Annotated in this window: 9 protein-coding genes; 4 read left to right on the top strand and 5 right to left on the bottom strand. The window is 44.4% G+C overall.

What is annotated here, in order from left to right:
- Positions 1–43: 43 nt before the first annotated feature.
- The 3 genes from O3Q51_09680 to O3Q51_09670 all read left to right on the top strand — a co-directional run bounded on the left by O3Q51_09680 (position 44) and on the right by O3Q51_09670 (position 10,144).
- Positions 44–1,249, top strand: a complete 1,206-nt coding sequence (locus O3Q51_09680) for a T9SS type A sorting domain-containing protein (protein ID MCZ4409079.1) — start codon at positions 44–46, stop codon at positions 1,247–1,249.
- A gap of 324 nt (positions 1,250–1,573) precedes the next feature.
- Positions 1,574–3,349, top strand: coding sequence for an FG-GAP-like repeat-containing protein (locus tag O3Q51_09675; GenBank protein MCZ4409078.1), 1,776 nt, complete (start codon positions 1,574–1,576; stop codon positions 3,347–3,349).
- Between the two features lie 255 nt (positions 3,350–3,604).
- Positions 3,605–10,144: an FG-GAP-like repeat-containing protein gene (locus tag O3Q51_09670; GenBank protein MCZ4409077.1), complete on the top strand. Its 6,540-nt coding sequence runs from the start codon at positions 3,605–3,607 to the stop codon at positions 10,142–10,144.
- A 70-nt stretch (positions 10,145–10,214) separates the two neighbouring features.
- On the opposite strand, the gene O3Q51_09665 is transcribed toward O3Q51_09670, so the two are convergent.
- The 3 genes from O3Q51_09665 to O3Q51_09655 form a co-directional block, all read right to left on the bottom strand.
- Positions 10,215–10,928: a CPBP family intramembrane metalloprotease gene (locus tag O3Q51_09665; GenBank protein MCZ4409076.1), complete on the bottom strand. Its 714-nt coding sequence runs from the start codon at positions 10,926–10,928 to the stop codon at positions 10,215–10,217.
- A 43-nt stretch (positions 10,929–10,971) separates the two neighbouring features.
- On the bottom strand, positions 10,972–11,379 hold the full coding sequence (locus O3Q51_09660) for a DUF2721 domain-containing protein (GenBank protein MCZ4409075.1): 408 nt from the start codon (positions 11,377–11,379) through the stop codon (positions 10,972–10,974).
- A gap of 333 nt (positions 11,380–11,712) precedes the next feature.
- Entirely contained in the window at positions 11,713–12,384 is a 672-nt protein-coding gene (locus O3Q51_09655) for a hypothetical protein (GenBank protein ID MCZ4409074.1), read from the bottom strand.
- Positions 12,385–12,576: 192 nt separating this feature from the next.
- On the opposite strand from O3Q51_09655, the gene O3Q51_09650 reads away from it, so the two are divergent.
- A complete protein-coding gene (locus O3Q51_09650; protein ID MCZ4409073.1) occupies positions 12,577–13,074 on the top strand; it encodes a mechanosensitive ion channel family protein in 498 nt (165 codons plus the stop codon).
- 50 nt (positions 13,075–13,124) lie between these two features.
- On the opposite strand, the gene O3Q51_09645 is transcribed toward O3Q51_09650, so the two are convergent.
- Together O3Q51_09645 and O3Q51_09640 are read right to left on the bottom strand one after the other, a co-directional pair.
- Positions 13,125–14,396 (bottom strand): DUF2130 domain-containing protein, encoded by a 1,272-nt coding sequence (locus O3Q51_09645; protein ID MCZ4409072.1) that lies wholly within the window; start codon positions 14,394–14,396, stop codon positions 13,125–13,127.
- Between the two features lie 176 nt (positions 14,397–14,572).
- The gene (locus O3Q51_09640) at positions 14,573–16,969 is read right to left on the bottom strand and encodes a PAS domain S-box protein (GenBank protein ID MCZ4409071.1); all 2,397 of its coding nucleotides are present in this window, start codon (positions 16,967–16,969) and stop codon (positions 14,573–14,575) included.
- Between the last annotated feature and the right edge of the window lie 103 nt (positions 16,970–17,072).

Genomic DNA, 17,072 nt, shown 5'->3' with positions numbered 1-17,072 from the left:
TGGTGAAATCAACAATTTTTCTCACAGATAAATCTCACAGATTATGAAAAACCTAATCTTTCTATTATCGGCTCTGATCGCATCGCTCGGCTCTTTTGCCCAGCAATCGATCAACACCGCCGGCGGAGAGGCTACGGGCCAAGGCTCGGCTAGTTTCTCCGTAGGACAGGTGAGCTATACCGCCGTCGAAGACGTCGGCGGAGAAAATCTTATCCAAGGTGTTCAAATACCTTTTGAGTACTTTGGCGAAACGCCTGCAAACGATAACTGTTTGCCCATCTCAGCTGAGTCGGCAGACTACTTTCTGGAATGTGGTTCAGAGATTGAAGGCACCACGGTTAGTGCTACGCAGACTGCAGGACTAAGCGCCGAGTGCGCTACATTCAATTCTGCCTCACCCAACGATGTTTGGTATTTCTTCCAAGCTGATGGAGCCACAGATTACACGATAACCATCGATACCAATTCGGCGACTTCCGCCTCGCTGATGGACGCGGTGCTCTTTATCTATTCGGGTACTTGTGGAAATTTGACAGAAGTAGCTTGTGCGGACGAAAACTTCGGCCCAACTTTTACAGGAGAGTCCATCACGCTTGATGCCGCTGCGGCAGGTTTTTACTACGTGAGGGTGATCAGCTATTTTGCTGAGTCGCCATTTGTAGTCAGCTTGACTTGTTCAGGTGGTTGCGAAAACCCCTTTCCTGCCGTAAGTGAAGCCAGTCTTTCTACAACCCAACTTGGCAATGCCTTTGCTACGGGATGGGCACCCGTTTCTGGTCAAATCGGATGTCAGGTCCAGGTTAGATTTGCGGGAGGGTCTATCCTTGGAGCTCAGATCGTTGGTGGTGCGAGCGCTGATGGCTTCAACATTCCTTTGAATGTTCTTCAACCCGGCACGGACTACGAGTGGAGGGTAAGATGTGGTTGTTCGCAATCCCCATTGGTAGCCGGATCCTTTAGTTCTTGGCAGCCATTCTCCACTCCGAGCAGTGCAGCTTTGGCTTCCAACCCCAACCCTACATCGGGACAGTCGAATGTGACGTTCACTCTGGCAGAGGAAAGCTACACCACCCTTGAGGTCTTTGATTTGAGCGGACGCCTGATCGATGGTCTCTTCAATGGGATTGCCATGCCAAATAGCGATTACCGTTTCATGTTTGATGGCTCTTCACTTCCTAATGGAGTGTACATTTATCGCCTAACGACGGAAAGCGAGATTATCAATGAGAAGTTTATGATTGCGCGATAAACTATCGGGTTTTGAATAAGAATTGATAAGAAGCCATCTGCATTTTGTAGACGGCTTTTTTTGCTATTGCGACGACTTCGATAGTGATGCTACTTATTTGTCACGAGCCCATCTGCCGGCAGCTCATCCTTATCAGGTGAATGGGCCAAAGAACAACCCTCAAAATATGTCTTTAAAATGGCCATTCTTGTTCTTAGAATGGTTAACTTCAGAGTGCTGGCTTTCCGGCTTAGAGGTGTAGTTCCAACCTGGTTCTTTTTTGGTGATGGCACCCCTATGGCTGACTGCCGCAAACGATCTACTCACTCAATTAAAAACAACCGTATGAAACCCTTAAAAACAATTGCAATCCGCCGCTTTCTGTTAAGCGGAATCTTGATAGTAGGCCTCGGGCTCAATGCCAACAGCCAAATTTCATTTATAGAAGTACTAGACGCTAATTATGAAGGAGTGGGTGCTAGCTCCATTGCTTTCTCCGATGTGGACGGAGATGGGGATGAAGATGTCCTGATTACAGGGCTAAATTCGTCCGGCACCCCTATTTCTAATCTCTACACCAATGATGGAGGCAATTTCACCTTGGTTGAAGATACCCCTTTTACAGGAGTAAATGTTGGCTCTATTGCCTTCTCGGATGTGGATGGTGACGGGGATGAGGATGTGCTGATTACAGGGCGGAATAGTGGTAACCCATTTTTCATTTATTCCAATCTCTACGCCAATGACGGGGGCAACTTTACTTTGGTAGAAGATACGCCTTTCGAAGGTGTACGCTACAGTTCCACTGCCTTCTCGGATGTGGATGGAGATGGGGATGAAGATGTGCTGATTACGGGGCAAAATGCGTTTTTAGACCCGAGTGCTAATCTCTACACCAATGATGGCGGCACTTTCACCTTAGTGGAAGACACTCCTTTTGATGAAGTTCGGAATAGTTCCATTGCCTTCTCCGATGTAGATGGAGATGGCGATGAAGATGTTCTGATTACGGGGCAAAATTCGTCATTAGACCGTATTTCAAATCTCTACACCAATGATGGGGGAAATTTCACCTTAGTGGAAGATACGCCATTCGAAGATGTTGTGGAGAGCTCCATTGCTTTTTCTGATGTGGATGGAGACGGTGATGAAGATGTGTTGATTACGGGGGTGAATACATTGGCTCAACCTACTTCAAATCTCTACGCCAATGATGGTGGAGGCAATTTCACCTTATTGGAAGACACGCCTTTTATCGGAGTATTTTGGAGTTCTATTGCCTTCTCCGATGTAGACGGAGACGGAGATGAAGATGTGCTCATTACAGGGAACAGTACAGCAGGTATTATTTCCAATCCCTCCGTTATTTCCAATCTCTACGCCAATGATGGTGGAGGCAATTTCACTTTGGTGGAAGACACGCCTTTTTCAGGCGTATATAGCGGCTCCATCGCCTTTTCCGATGTGGATGAAGACGGTGATGAGGATGTGCTGATTACGGGATTTGTATATAACGGTTACCGCACTGCTAAGCTCTACCTAAATATCACTGGTCAATGTGACTCCCTCTTCCCTGCAGTTTACGAGTCTAGCTTGAGCACTACCTTTCAAGGCAATTCTTACTTGGTCGAATGGGATCCTGTACCAGGTCAAATTGCTTGCCAAGGACAGTTGTTAAATATTAACGGAGAGCAGATCAAAATAATTACTTTTTTTGAAAACAGTGTGAGCAGTGCAGTTATACCAGGTTCTCTCTTGGAGTATGGTACCACCTACGCGTGGAGGGTTCGTTGCGGTTGTTCTGTTGATCCACTCATTGCTGGTCCATTTAGCACTTGGCAGGTTTTTACGACTCCAGCTGGAGCAGCTATTGCTTCTAGTCCCAACCCAACAGCGGGTCCATCAAACGTTACTTTCACCGTGGTAGAAGAAGGAACCACCACTCTAGAGGTCTTTGATTTGAGCGGACGCCTGATCGATGGTCTCTTCAATGGGATTGCCATGCCAAATAACGATTACCGTTTCATGTTTGATGGCTCTTCACTTCCTAATGGCGTCTACATTTATCGCTTAACAACAGAAAGAGAAATCATAAATGAGAAATTCATGATAGCGCGATAAGCTGTCAAGTTTTGAATAACCAATTGACGAGAAGCCGTCGCGCCCTGCGCGACGGCTTTTTTTAGTTGAACGAGACGCATGCTTCCAGACAAGCTTCCGCTCAATGATGTGAGACGATTTGTTTTTTGTTTAAAACATGATCCCCTGGAAATCAATTTACTGCTTAAGTTAAATTGATTCTATTCAATTAATTACCTACTTTTCCAACTTGCTTACTACTTTCCGTGCTTCGCGCAGGAACACTAACCCAATCATATGAAAACCAGATTTCTCGTGCTCTGCACGATCCTACTCTCGAACTGTCTCATCGGACAGTCTTTCACAAATATGACCAGCCTATTGAATAACACGGGAGGCGGTTCTCCGTGTGTAGCCGATATGGATGGTGATGGCCTTGACGATGTAGTCACCTTATCAGGTAATGATATTTCTATAGACTACCAACAGGCTGACGGCACGTTTGACCAAGTGATTTACGACGTGAACGCCCAAAACAGTCCTTCATGGAGCATCGCGGCGGGAGACCTTAATTCAGATGGTTATTTGGACCTTATGTTCGGGGGAGGCTCGAGAGTGTCCTTTTATCTTTCCAATTCCACGGGCACAGCATTTACTGAGCAGTTCATTGATGATTACATTTTCAGTCAGCGAACCAACATCGTAGATATCGACAATGATGGTGATCTGGATGCCTTTGCTTGTCACGATGTTGATCTGAGTCATCCTTACCGCAATGATGGTACAGGCTTCATGACGGAAGACCAGAGTTTGATTGCTACGGTTCCACTTGCCGGAAACTACGCCAGTGTATGGACGGACTTTGATAATGACGGAGACATAGATCTGTACATTGCAAAATGCAGACTGGGCTCTTCTCCCGGAGACGTGGAAAGAGAGAATGCTTTGTATGTGAATGACGGGAACAACAACTACTCTGGAAATGTCATAGCAGACTACGGCCTCTTTGACAATGAGCAATCATGGGTGACCATATTCGAAGATTTTGACAATGACGGGGATATGGATACCTACACGGTGAACCATACCAATCAAAATTACTTGAGAGCGAATGACGGTACAGGAAATTATACCGATGTAAGTTCAGGTAGTGGTCTGGATCTCTCTGATATTGGTGCATGGGCATTAATTGGAGCGGATTTCGATAACGACGGGTATGTAGATATGCTAATGGAGGCTTCTTCTGCCGCGGACTTGGAATACTGGCACAACGATGGTGATTTTACCTTCACCGGTGGTTCTCTTCCCTTTGACAAGGGAGGCCTTGGAGACCTCAACAACGACGGTTATATCGATGTATTTACCGGTGGTACTCTCTGGATGAACGACGGAGGAAGCAATAATTACTTGAAGGTAGATCTAACGGGTACGAATTCCAATCTTGACGGAATAGGTGCCAGAGTAGAGTGCTACAGTGATTTAGGAATGCAAATCCGAGAGAGCCGTTCAGGAGAAAACTTCAAGCCCATGAGTTCTCTTGATTTGTTCTTTGGATTAGGAACCGATACTGAGGTAGACAGCGTTATCGTTCGGTGGCCTTCGGGTCAGGTAGACGTGGTTGTCTCACCAGCTATAAATACGCGCATTAGCATTTTAGAAGGCCTTCTGCCTGCGGTGATCAGATTGACCGAGGTCAACCCTTATTCTCAAGAGGTAACCATCAAAAATTTTGGTGGAGAGCCTGCAGATATTAGTGCCTACAGACTCTGCTCAGAGTTTTCGTGCACAAGCAACCTTAGCGACTTGACCATTGTAAATGGTGACTTTAACCTGGGAACAGGTGAGCAGGTTACCGTAGCTTGGACTACCGGTTCAGGATTTACGATTGCCGGTGCTGACATGAGTCTTTTTCTACCGACAGGTAATTTGGGTAATCCTGCCGTCATGTTAGACTTTACCCAATGGGGCAGCGGAGGAAATGGAAGTGAGTTTGTGGCGGTAGCCAAAGGCATCTGGGGTACGGGAGATTTCGTGCCGCTTGGTTTCGAATATGCTTATACGGGATCAGGATTTCAGGATGGTGTATCCTACTGGCAAGAATCAGAGTTCTGTCCGATTCCAACGGATGGGATAGCTTCTAATTTGTCCATAACGGGCGCTGATCTTTCATGGACCGAAAATGGCTCGGCAACGAGCTGGGACTTGGAAATTGGATTGGCTGACTTTACACCTACAGGAACTCCGACTAACGCGGGCGTTACCATTCCTTATGCTTTTTCGGGTACTCAGGGAACGGTTTATGACTTTTTTGTCCGGTCAAATTGCGCTGCTTCCGGAGGAATAGGCGAAAGCGACTGGGCAGGACCGTTCAGATTCACCATTCCTTTACCGGTAAGCTTTTGCGATGTAGCCATAGATGTAAGTGTAGGAGGGACTTTCAATACCGGCTTTATTGATGGAATTTATGAAGACTTTGAGTCGTGTATGGGTAGCAATCCTCAGAATGCGAACTGGTTTGTTTATTCGGCTACTGTGCCGGGAACCTTAAATATTTCATCAGTAGGCATAGGTGGAGTAGATACGGAAGTATCAGTTGGGGTCGGAACCTGTGGGTCCCTGACGGAAATAGCTTGTGACGATGATTTCACCGGTTCTTCTCCATACGAATCTGAAGTTGAATTCGAAGTTACCGCCGGCACCGATTACTACATTATGTGGGGGGATGGATGGACTCCAAACGCTTCCGATTTTACCGTGACATTTACACCGGCCTTCATCTGTGCAGAGCCGAGCGAGCTGCAAGGTTCGAACTATACAAGTACTGGTGCTGACATCACTTGGACCGAAAATGGAACGGCTTCGAACTGGGATCTGGAGATTGGAAGTGCGGGATTCACACCTTCAGGAGTACCAACGAATTCGGTTAGCGCTGCTTCTTTCGCATTGACAGGTTCAGCAGGCGAGTCATTTGATATATATGTAAGATCAGATTGTGGATTGGGAGGATTTAGTGCATGGGTTGGTCCCCTCGAGGTGACACTCATCACTTCATACCCCGGTAATTTATGGCTTGAGTTTAGTGATGCAACTCCATCAAGACTGGCCCTTACTTCGGTAGCCAATAGTGATGATGAAGAAAAAGATATTGCTGTAGCTGACCTTGATAATGACGGCTTTGATGACGTGATTGTTTGTCGTAAAGAGCCATTCTCTCTTACTTCAGAAGGAGCTAAATCCGATCTGCTCTTGATGAATGAAGATGGGGTACTTACCGATAGAACTACACTCTATGCACCTGAATTTATTACTTCTGAAACATTCGCGAGAGACCTGTACATAGGTGACTTTGATGGCGATGGCTGGAAAGATGTTATCGTAGCAAATACGTTTGGTCAACAACCCCGCTACTATGCCAACCAAGGAGATGATGGAAACGGAACATGGTTAGGGCTGATTGACGAAAGTTCCACAAGATTCCCAACCCTTACGGGAGCAGACATTCTCAGGATTTGTGGAGTAACCGGAGGAGACATTGATGGGGATAACGATCAAGACATCTACTTTGTCAGCTATAAGCAGACTTCCGGTCAGGGAGTCGCTCAAGACTATCTTCTCATAAATGATGGAAACGGAGTATTCACGGATCAAAGTGATTCCCGATTGGGTAATCTCAGAAATTCGGCCTTTGGTACAACTGTTCAGATTCATGATATGGACAATGATGGCGATGAGGATATTCTGAAAGTATCGACATTATTCCCCATACTTCCATGGGGAGATGTGGGGCTCTTCGTACTCTTCAATGAGGGTGCGGGTACATTTGCAAATTGGCAGAATCTAGCACCGGGAGCACCATATACTTTCGAGGTTGCTGACTTCAATGCGGATGGACTCTTAGATGTTTTCGTAGTAGATGATGGAGCAGACTATTTGGTGACCGTCAACTCGGTTGTAGCTGACAACAGTCTCAATTTCACGACTACGAATGTGGTGAACGGGCTCTCCGGTTTCGGAGGAAATGTACACGCTGTGGATTTAGATTTAGATGGTGATTTAGATATCGCTGTATCAGATGTTGTGGTAGATGTCCCTCCATGTGATTCAGAGCGCAAACTCGCGCTTTTAGAAAATCAGGGTGGCATCTTTGTGGATCATCATACAATGGATGTATTGGAATGGGAAGTGAACAGCTATGATCTTGGATTTGCCGATATCAATGGTGACGGCCTTCAAGACATCATAACAGGAGGCTGCGCGGGATACAATGTTTTCATGAGTGATAACTGCGCCCTCGTGACGAGTTCAGCAGATTTCGACTTGGACGGATTAGCGGATGCATGTGATGCCTGTCCTACGAATCCTGATCCCAATTGTGAGCCTGATGTGGATTTTCCTACCGTTAGCACAGATGGTTCTGTTGCCAGACAGTGGAATGAGCTCCTGCTTGAGTCCATTCGAAAGGATTTTGCTCGACCTACCGTTCACGCAAGAAACCTCTTCCACACATCAGTAGGAATGTGGGATGCCTGGGCTGTGTATGATCAAGATGCTTGCACGTATTTACTAGGAAAAACAGTAGATGGATTTTCGTGTGCTTATGATCCTATTGTCCCCTTGCCAACCGATATTCCTGCGGCACGTGATGAGGCACTTAGCTATATGGCCTACAGATTACTCTCTCATAGATTTGCCGCTTCGACCAATAGCGCACTACTGCAAATGGCCTATGACGCACATATGGTCACACTCGGCTATGACATCAATATGACCTCTCAAGATTATAGCAACGGAGACCCGGCTGCTATGGGTAATTATATAGCTCAATGTATTATCAACTTTGGACTCCAAGATGGATCCAATGAGCAGAATGGATATGTGAATCAGAGGTATGAACCCGTAAATCCTCCGATGATTGTGAAGGTGCCCGGCAATAGTCAGCTCGCGGACTGGAACAGATGGCAGCCGCTGTCCTTGGATCTTTTTATTGACCAGAGTGGTAATCAAATACCGGGAAGTACGCCTGAATTCTTGAGCCCGGAGTGGGGCCAAGTAAGTCCATTTGCCTTGGATGATGCAGATAAAGTGACCTTCAATCGAGATGACTTTGATTATGAAATTTATCACGATCCGGGAACACCACCTTTGATGGACACTACGGGAGTGCTCGATTCGGAAGATTACCGTTGGGGATTTATGACCACGATGCTATGGAGTTCACATCTGGATCCAACCGATGGGGTGATGTGGGATATTTCACCGGCTTCAATTGGTAAAAGAGATGTGCTGCCGGCCACAGTTGCCGACTATCCTGGTTTCTACAATCAAATGGATGGTGGAACGACAAGTCCCGGTCATGCCATCAATCCTGCTACAGGATTGCCGTACGCCCCTAACATGGTCCCAAGAGCTGATTATGCGCGTGTGCTGGCAGAATTCTGGGCAGATGGTCCTGATAGCGAAACACCTCCGGGTCATTGGTTCACTTTGCTCAATTATGTATCTGACCATCCTGAGTTAGAAAAGAAATTCATGGGAGAAGGTCCGGAACTTGATGATCTTGAATGGGATGTAAAGTCTTACCTCATGATGGGTGGAGCAATGCATGATGCTGCTGTATCTACTTGGGGAATAAAAGGGTGGCATGATTACTTGAGACCGATTTCTGCGATCAGAGCAATGGCAGGCAAGGGTCAGAGCACCAACCCCGGAGGTCCTTCGTATCACCCTGCGGGTGTTCCGTTGATTCCGGACTATATAGAAGTGATAGAAGTAGGAGATCCTCTTGCAGGTGACAGTGATGAATTTGTTGGAGATATAAAAGTAAAAGCTTGGAAAGGGCATAGCGCCATAAACAATGTAGATGTGGATGAAGCCGGAGTAGGTTGGATTCATGCATCAGAGTGGGAACCATACCAAAGACCTTCCTTTGTTACGCCTCCTTTTGCCGGGTATATTTCAGGGCACTCGACATTCTCCAGAGCAGCTGCAGAAGTTATGACGTCATTGACGGGAGATGCCTATTTCCCCGGAGGGATAGGAACATTTACTGCCGAGCAAGACGAATTCTTGGTATTCGAAGATGGACCTAGTGTAACCATTGAACTACAATGGGCCACTTATCAGGATGCTGCAGATGAATCGGGTTTATCGCGAATCTGGGGAGGTATTCACCCACCATGTGATGACATTCCCGGGAGGAAGAATGGTATCATAATCGGTCAAGATGCTTTTGCCAAAGCAGTATCATACTTCGGTTGTTCTGCCCCTGAGCCATGCGAGAATCCGTTTCCAGCTGTTGATGAAGAGAGTCTCTTGACTATTCAATATAGTAACGTTTTCACCACCCTTTGGGATCCCGTTCCCGGTCAAATCGGATGTCAGATTCAGGTTAGGGAAGCAGGAGGCTCCATTTTGGGTGCAAAAATTATAGGTGGAGATGATGCCTATACGTTCAATATTCCATTCGGTGCTTTGCAACCGGGAACTGACTATGAGTGGCGAGTTCGTTGCGGTTGTTCGCAAACTCCACTTATTGCAGGGCCATTTAGTTCTTGGCAACCGTTCTCTACACCAGGTGGTGCAGCTTTGGCTTCCAGTCCTAATCCTACGGAAGGTCAGTCCAATGTTACTTTCACTGTGGCAGAAGAAGGACTCACCACGCTTGAGGTCTTCGATCTGAGTGGTCGAATGGTAGATGCCCTCTTCAATGGAGTTGCACAAGCTAACAGCGATTACCGTTTCACTTTCGATGGTTCGGCACTTCCAAATGGAATTTACATTTACCGTTTGTCGACACCACGCGAAATAATAAATGAGAAATTTATGATAGCGCGGTAAGGTGTTAATTTTCGAATAATCAAATCTTAAAAAGCCGTCTGCGATATGCGGGCGGCTTTTTTGGTTCATTCTATTGGTAGTAGAGCATGTACACCCAGATGATTGCCGACATATTGTAGATTCCGTGCGCCACGATGGAAGCAGTCAATCGTTTCGTTCCGATAAATAGAATAGTGTACATTAAGGTGGGTACTAAGATATCGAACCAGTCAAGAGCTGTACTAGGCATATGACCGAGTGCGAAGAGCAGAATGGACAATACAACGGAAAACCATAGACCTATTTTTGGATTTTTGAATACGTCTGTAAGCACATTGATAAAGTAGCCTCGATTGAAGAGCTCTTCAGTTATTCCTCCTCCTATTACGCCCAGTGCAATAAAAGAAATTGTCCCTATAAAAGTGCCGTCGTAGAGCTCAACCATACCTTGTATGTCGAGGCGGTTTAATCCGCCTGTGTTGGGAATGAGAACTAAGAATTGCAGTAATGTCCAAATTGCTCCGAAAAGAATGCCCAACAGTACATCTCCTTTAAGGTGCTCAAAACGCAATCCGATAAAGGCAAAGTCCTTCTTCAGGATTTTGAGCGAGCCATAAAGCAGAGCGGTAATGGAGAAGAACTGAAACAAGCCGATAAAGAGCAGGTTAATTCCTGCCTTCCCGCCGTTGTTTTTGGTAACACCGAAAAAAACATCTGGAATTATAAAGAGTGCATATCCCAGAATGATGGTAGCACAAAAAATGAAAATAGTTTTGGCTTTGCTGGGGTTGGTGGTGGTAATCATGTCTTTTCCTTATTACCGAAACGACGATTGGCCAATGGTTTTGTTACTTTTTCTTCAAGTGCTCCTCAATATCGCTTATGTGAAGGCTCAAGGCGTAAATGGATATTTGGATTTCGCGAATCAAAAGTGCCAAGGAAAGGATGAGTAAAAGCAAGGCTGTTCCAAATACCCACACCGCTAAGACGTGGTAGTCGATATAGATTAAGAACATCGTAAGCACGCAAAGTAGTAGACTGGTAATGCCAAAGATTTGCATGTACCGCGTGAGGTTGAGTCGCAACTTTAAGTTTTTGATCTGTTCGATGAGGTTCTTGTCCTTATTGTCCAGGTACTTATCGTGCAAGTTTCTGATCACGGCAGCGTAGGCCAAAAATCGATTGGTGTAAGCCAACATGATCAGGGAGATGGCGGAGAAGAGTAGGGCCGGGGTTGTTAGTGTGAGTTCTTCCATTGTCTGTGGCTGTCTATATAGCCCATTATCTGCGTTACACTTGTTTTAAAAGCAGTCATTGACATTGGTCAATTCCTTGGTTTCTAAAACTGCCTGCGCCTTGCTAATGGACTCTTTAGCTCAGCCACAGACAAATTTACTGACTCTGAATATGATCAGTCTAAATAGCCTATTATCTGCGTTACACTTGTTTTAAAAACAGTCATTGACATTGGTCAATTCCTTGGTTTTTAAAACTGCCTGCGCCTTGCTAATGGACTCTCTAGCTCAGCCACAAATGTAATGACTATGATCACGGACTAACTGAGAATCTCGAACCACAACGTTCTGCTATTAAAACTCCTCATACGCGAAAGAATAAGTGAAGAGGTCCTTCGTCGCTTTTTCATTATAGAGAAGAGTCTCCATGCTAGCCAAAAATCCCTTTTCATCGTAACGATAACTGTGTTTCATCAACTCTTTACCGTCTTTGAAATGAAACTCCTCGGTAAGTTGGTCATCCGAGTTGTAGGTATAAGTGGTGTAGTCCCTATTTTTATTGGTGAATTTTACCAGATTGCCGTTTTCGTCAAATTCTTTTTTCTCAAGTTTCTCGCTATAGTCCAGAGTTTGTAGAACTTCTCCATCTTCAATGATTTGTTTTTTGATCAATTCGTTTTGGTCATTGTAGATCATAGAGTCAATGAATGTTCCCAAGTTTACCACTTCAACATAAGTAGCTACCCTTCTTCCTTCTTGATCGTACTTCATTTCTTGTCTTAATATGATCGGTTTGTCAGACCCTACAGGGTATTGGTAATCTTCTACAGAAACCAATTGTCCCTCTTCGTTTAACTTCAATTCGGAAGTCTTTACTTTTTCTGAGGATTCCTCTGAATGCTGAAATTGAGTTATGGTCTTTACATTGGATCCCTCAGCAGTCTTTGAGAAGAAGTCATAAGGAGCTTCTTGTGCAAAGCTTGAAAGTGTCAGGCAAAAAGAAAACAATAGAATCAGATGTTTCATAGGTAAAGTGTTTTTAGTTTTTGAAAAACGATCAGTCTTTTCATAATACGACCTCCTCCAAATATAGCCATCTGTTTTAATTCTTCAATGGCGGCTTTAACTGCTTGTATCCTTCCGTAACCATTTCAAATCTTAGTACTTTTCGTATTGCAACTGGCGGAAAACGTACCTTGCAATGATTATTGGATATAAATGGATCTACCCGAAATACAAATCATTGGAACTGTAGTTACCTTAGTGGTCTATGTCATACTGCGCGCTGTAGCTGCTAAGTTTATCGATAAAACGGTAGCCACAGGGTCAATGCAAAAGACCAGAGGAAAAATAGTGAAGAAGGCTGTCAATCTGGTCTTGCTCCTCCTTTTATTTACCATTGTTTCTATCCTCTGGGGGGTTGATCAGGGCGAATTGGCGATCTTTATCGGCTCGGTTCTCACGGTAATCGGGATAGCACTATTCGCTCAATGGTCGATCTTGTCAAATATCACTGCGGGCATCATCCTCTTTTTTAATCATTCCGTTAAGCTGGATGATACCATTGCCATCATCGATAAGGATTTCAATGTAGAAGGACGGGTAAGTGATATCGGCCTCTTTTTCGTGATTTTAAAAACAGAGAATGGAGAAAAGGTCTCTGTCCCTAATAATGTGTTTATACAGAAGATGATCAGGCATAAGCCCAATGGCTAAAGGAATTCTAAGACCCTTCTTCTCTCTCGACTTTTTCTCTGAAATACGCTCTAATCCTCCCTCAGCTCATCAAACTTCGCCTTCATCGTAGGATTTCCATGCGTTAGTTTTTTGATGGTAAGGTCATCGGCTTTGTTGTTAGCCAAGCGCAGATTGTTCTCTGATGACAACAGAGCAGCTTTGGTTTTTTGAAGGTGGCTGATGGTCTTGTCAATTTCGTCAATAGCAGTCTTGAATTTGCGGCTGGCGAGGTCGTAATTGTAAGCAAAGCCTTCCCTGAATTTATTTATTTTCTCCTCAAAATTGGTGATGTCCACGTTTTGGTTTCTCATTAGACTGAGCTCTGCTTTGTATTTCATCGAGTTCAAAGCCGCATTTCGCAGCAGTGTAATAATGGGAATAAAAAACTGTGGGCGAACAACGTACATTTTGGAATACTTGTGAGAGACGTCGACTATTCCCGCGTTATATAGTTCGCTGTCAGCTTCTAGTAAGGTTACCAGAACGGCGTATTCACATTTCTTCTCGTTGCGGTCCTTGTCCAATTCCTTAAAGAAATCCTCATTTTTCTTTTTAGTGGCCGTTTCATCGCCTTCATTCTTCATTTCAAACATGATGGAGATGACTTCATTTCCCGCTTCATCGGTCTCGCGGTAGATGAAGTCGCCTTTACTACCTCCTCGAGAATCGTTGTCCTTTTCGAAATAGGCATTCTGAAATCCCGTTGCCCGCAGCTTGTTGAATTCAGCTTCACAATGCTGTTCCAGCGTTTCTCCCAACATCTTGGTAGATAGTTTTTGCTTCATGTCTTTGTAGAAGGCAATCTCCTCGTCTTTTATCTTAATGAAATCATCCTTGGTTTTGAGCTTGGTAGAAAACTCTTCCTTCAGTGATTTTTCGAGCAATTCTTTTTCGGTTTCTTTTTGTCTCAAGTCACTCGCCAGTGTGTCGCGCTCCTTTTCGATGGCTTTGATGGCCTCCGAAACGGTGAGTTTTTCTTTCATTTCGGCATTTTGAATTTCCGCTTGCATCTTGGCAATCTCAGCTTCCTTCTGTGCCAATAAATCTGCCATAGCGCGATCATTCTTCGCGCGGAGTTCACTGATCTCACTGTCTTTTTTAGCGAGGTCGTCTTTCAAGGCATTTTTTAGATTGGCCTCAGCCAGTTGTACTGCATTGACTTTTTCTCGTTCAGCCAGATCCAATCGGTTTTGCAATTCCTCCTCGAATTGGTGGTCTCTGACTTGCTTTAGGATGTCGGCAAAGCCCGCCTCATCCACTTTGAAGGCTTTTTTGCAATTGGGACAAATGATCTCGTTCATGGTTCTTCTGTTTTAATTGGTAATGGTAGCCTAAGAATGTTCCGGAGTACTCTCTCTAAATATTGGTGATACGGTCACGGTGGTTTTGGTCTTCTTCAAATATAAGTAGGGAGTTCGAATTAGCCTATTCTATTAAAATTGCAGAATCGTAACTGCAACTTTAGGGAGCTTCTCAATTAAATTTGCCTCAGGGAGGTTTTTGTGGCTTCAAAATCCTGCACAATTTTTCCAAGCATTATTTTGAGGTCGTTGAGGGTAAATGGTTTTTGTAGAAAGTGATCAATGGTACTTTCTTCTTCCACTTTTTCTCTCATATTCCATCCGGTCACGGCGATGATCTTTATGTTGTCTCCGTACCTTTCTCGAATGGCTTCTGCCAATTCCCAACCATTCATTTTTGGCATTCCAATGTCGGTAAATACAATGTCACAAGGGTTTTGCTCCATGTAGTTTAAGGCCTTCTTTCCGCTATTTGCCGTAGCGCAAGTATGACCGAGCGACTCCAGCATTTTACTTGAAGATTTCGTGATAATAAAATCATCATCTACCCATAATGCGCGATAGGATTCATGAGCTTTCGATATTTTTTCTTTCGATACTTTTTCTTTCGACACTTTTTCTTTCGACACTTTTTCTTTTAATACTTTTAGCTCAGCCTGTTGGCTTATGGGTATGGTCATCTCAATAGTTGTTCCTTTGCCTATCTCAGAGTGACTAACCTCTATATCACCATTGCAATTCTTAACTATACTGTAAGCACCGCTCATTCCCAAACCTCTCCCCGGGTTGAAACCTTTGGTGGTAAAGAACGGCTCAAACAATTTCATTTTAGCCTCAGCATCCATACCCACGCCCGTATCTGTAAACGTGGTGTAGACCAAATCATTTCTCGTGCCGGTTTCAATAATTATTTCACCACCATCGGGCATAGCCTCTATTCCATTTTTAATCAAGTTAAAAACCACTGTCTTTAACTCTCCTTCGGGGCAGTAGATTTTTGGAATTTCTTGAAAATTTGTTTTCACTTTTATCCGTTGTCCTTTTTTCTCCATTTCGTCTTTCCAAAGTGGTCGGGACTGATTTAAGCTTTCTTGGATGAGTGTGTTGAGATTGATGTGTCTGGAATTGTTCTCATCACTTTTCGGATCACCAAATTTTTGAAGTGCACTTACCCTGCCTGCAGTGTCATTAATGATGGCCTTAACAGTATTCAATCGCTCGAGGGCATTTTTGGATAAGCCGCTTTCCAAATTGATCACTTCCAGATTGCCCATCATTTCTTGCAAGGCATTGTTGAAATCGTGTGCAATGGAAGAAGACATCTCACCAATGGCTTTAAGCCTTTGGTGCCTCACTTGATCCTTTTCAAACTTTTTCTGCTCGGTGATGTCTTGATTCGTGCCGGATATTATCTTCTCTCCATTTTCGTCTTGAGCCGGTTCAAAAATGGAGCGTACTATTTTTTCCTCCTTACCGGGAATACATATCCTGAATTCTATGTCGTAAGGAGTACCGGGGTTTACAGCCTTCCTAAATGCACTATTAAATAGTTGTTGGTCATCGGGGTGGACTCGACTGATTATATCAGGGTCATAATCAGGAGCAGCTTCTTTTGGGTCAAAGCCCCAAATGCGAAACATTTCTTCAGACCAATCAGGTTTGGCCATGCCCGGATTGAAAATCCAATTTCCCACATGTGCCAGCTTCTGCGCTTGGTTCAGTTCTTTTTTTGTTTTTTCCAACTTCAATTGGTTGGCAAGCTTTTCTTCTTCCTGCTTTTTCTGCTCTGTTATATCTACGAAAACAGTTACTATCTCCGTTAGATCTCCTGTACCGTTTAGCACGGCAAATCCATTCACGGTGAGCCATGAAATATCATCTTGACCAGGCTTGTATATCCCTACTTGTAGATCCTTTATTGAAGTCTTTCCCGCTACAATTTGATTTACAGGGTAGTCTTCAAAAGGGAGAGGTGACTTATCAGGGTATACAAATTTCCAATCGGGATCGATGGCTGTCTTTCCCCTCATCTGGTCGTCGCTCAAGCCAAGTATTTCCGAGGCTCTCAAATTGTTTTGGACAATCGAAGTATCCGGTGAGTGGATAACCACGCCCGCATCCATGTTGAGTGTCAGTAACCTAAATCGCTCTTGATAACCTTCTGACTGTTCATAGGCCTTTTTCAGCTCTTGTTCTGCTTTGAATCGCTTGGTAATGTCATGAATGAGTCCTACCAGAAATCGATTTCCATCCGCATCTGTGAGCCGTGTTTTCCGGGTGGAAATGTGAAGCACTTCTCCTCCGCGAACGGTTAGTGTTTCCTCATTAATGTTTTCTACCCCCGTAGTCAGTACTTGCTGATCTATTTTGAGGAAGATTTCCATTTCTTTTGGTGATACATCTTCGGCTAGGGTCTTACCGATTATTTCTTCACGCGAGAGCGCGAAAAGATCACAAAATGCGTCATTGATATAAATCAATCGGCTTTGTTGGTCTTTGACAAATAGAGGGGCACCAATAGAGTCAAAGGCATTCTTCAAAAAATCTGACCGAGTATCCCCTTCCTTTTCCATGTCGATTCACTTCTTCTATTCACGGTATGTCTGCTTCTCCGTTGCCTCTTTTTGAGATTAGCAGAGCCCTATTACAATATAGGATTTTTTCGCATTCGATTTT

It is taken from the genome of Cryomorphaceae bacterium 1068, from assembly GCA_027214385.1.
In the GTDB taxonomy this organism is placed as follows: Bacteria; Bacteroidota; Bacteroidia; order Flavobacteriales_D; family Cryomorphaceae; genus JAKVAV01.
The sequence above is the reverse complement of the archived record's forward strand: the minus strand, read 5'-3'. Positions and strand labels throughout refer to the sequence as shown.

What these genes read in the sequence shown, in the direction of transcription:
- O3Q51_09680 (MCZ4409079.1), top strand. Translation starts at nt 44, where the DNA reads ATGAAAAACCTAATCTTTCTATTATCGGCTCTGATCGCATCGCTCGGC.
- O3Q51_09675 (MCZ4409078.1), top strand. Translation starts at nt 1,574, where the DNA reads ATGAAACCCTTAAAAACAATTGCAATCCGCCGCTTTCTGTTAAGCGGA.
- O3Q51_09670 (MCZ4409077.1), top strand. Translation starts at nt 3,605, where the DNA reads ATGAAAACCAGATTTCTCGTGCTCTGCACGATCCTACTCTCGAACTGT.
- O3Q51_09665 (MCZ4409076.1), bottom strand. Translation starts at nt 10,928, where the DNA reads ATGATTACCACCACCAACCCCAGCAAAGCCAAAACTATTTTCATTTTT.
- O3Q51_09660 (MCZ4409075.1), bottom strand. Translation starts at nt 11,379, where the DNA reads ATGGAAGAACTCACACTAACAACCCCGGCCCTACTCTTCTCCGCCATC.
- O3Q51_09655 (MCZ4409074.1), bottom strand. Translation starts at nt 12,384, where the DNA reads ATGAAACATCTGATTCTATTGTTTTCTTTTTGCCTGACACTTTCAAGC.
- O3Q51_09650 (MCZ4409073.1), top strand. Translation starts at nt 12,577, where the DNA reads ATGGATCTACCCGAAATACAAATCATTGGAACTGTAGTTACCTTAGTG.
- O3Q51_09645 (MCZ4409072.1), bottom strand. Translation starts at nt 14,396, where the DNA reads ATGAACGAGATCATTTGTCCCAATTGCAAAAAAGCCTTCAAAGTGGAT.
- O3Q51_09640 (MCZ4409071.1), bottom strand. Translation starts at nt 16,969, where the DNA reads ATGGAAAAGGAAGGGGATACTCGGTCAGATTTTTTGAAGAATGCCTTT.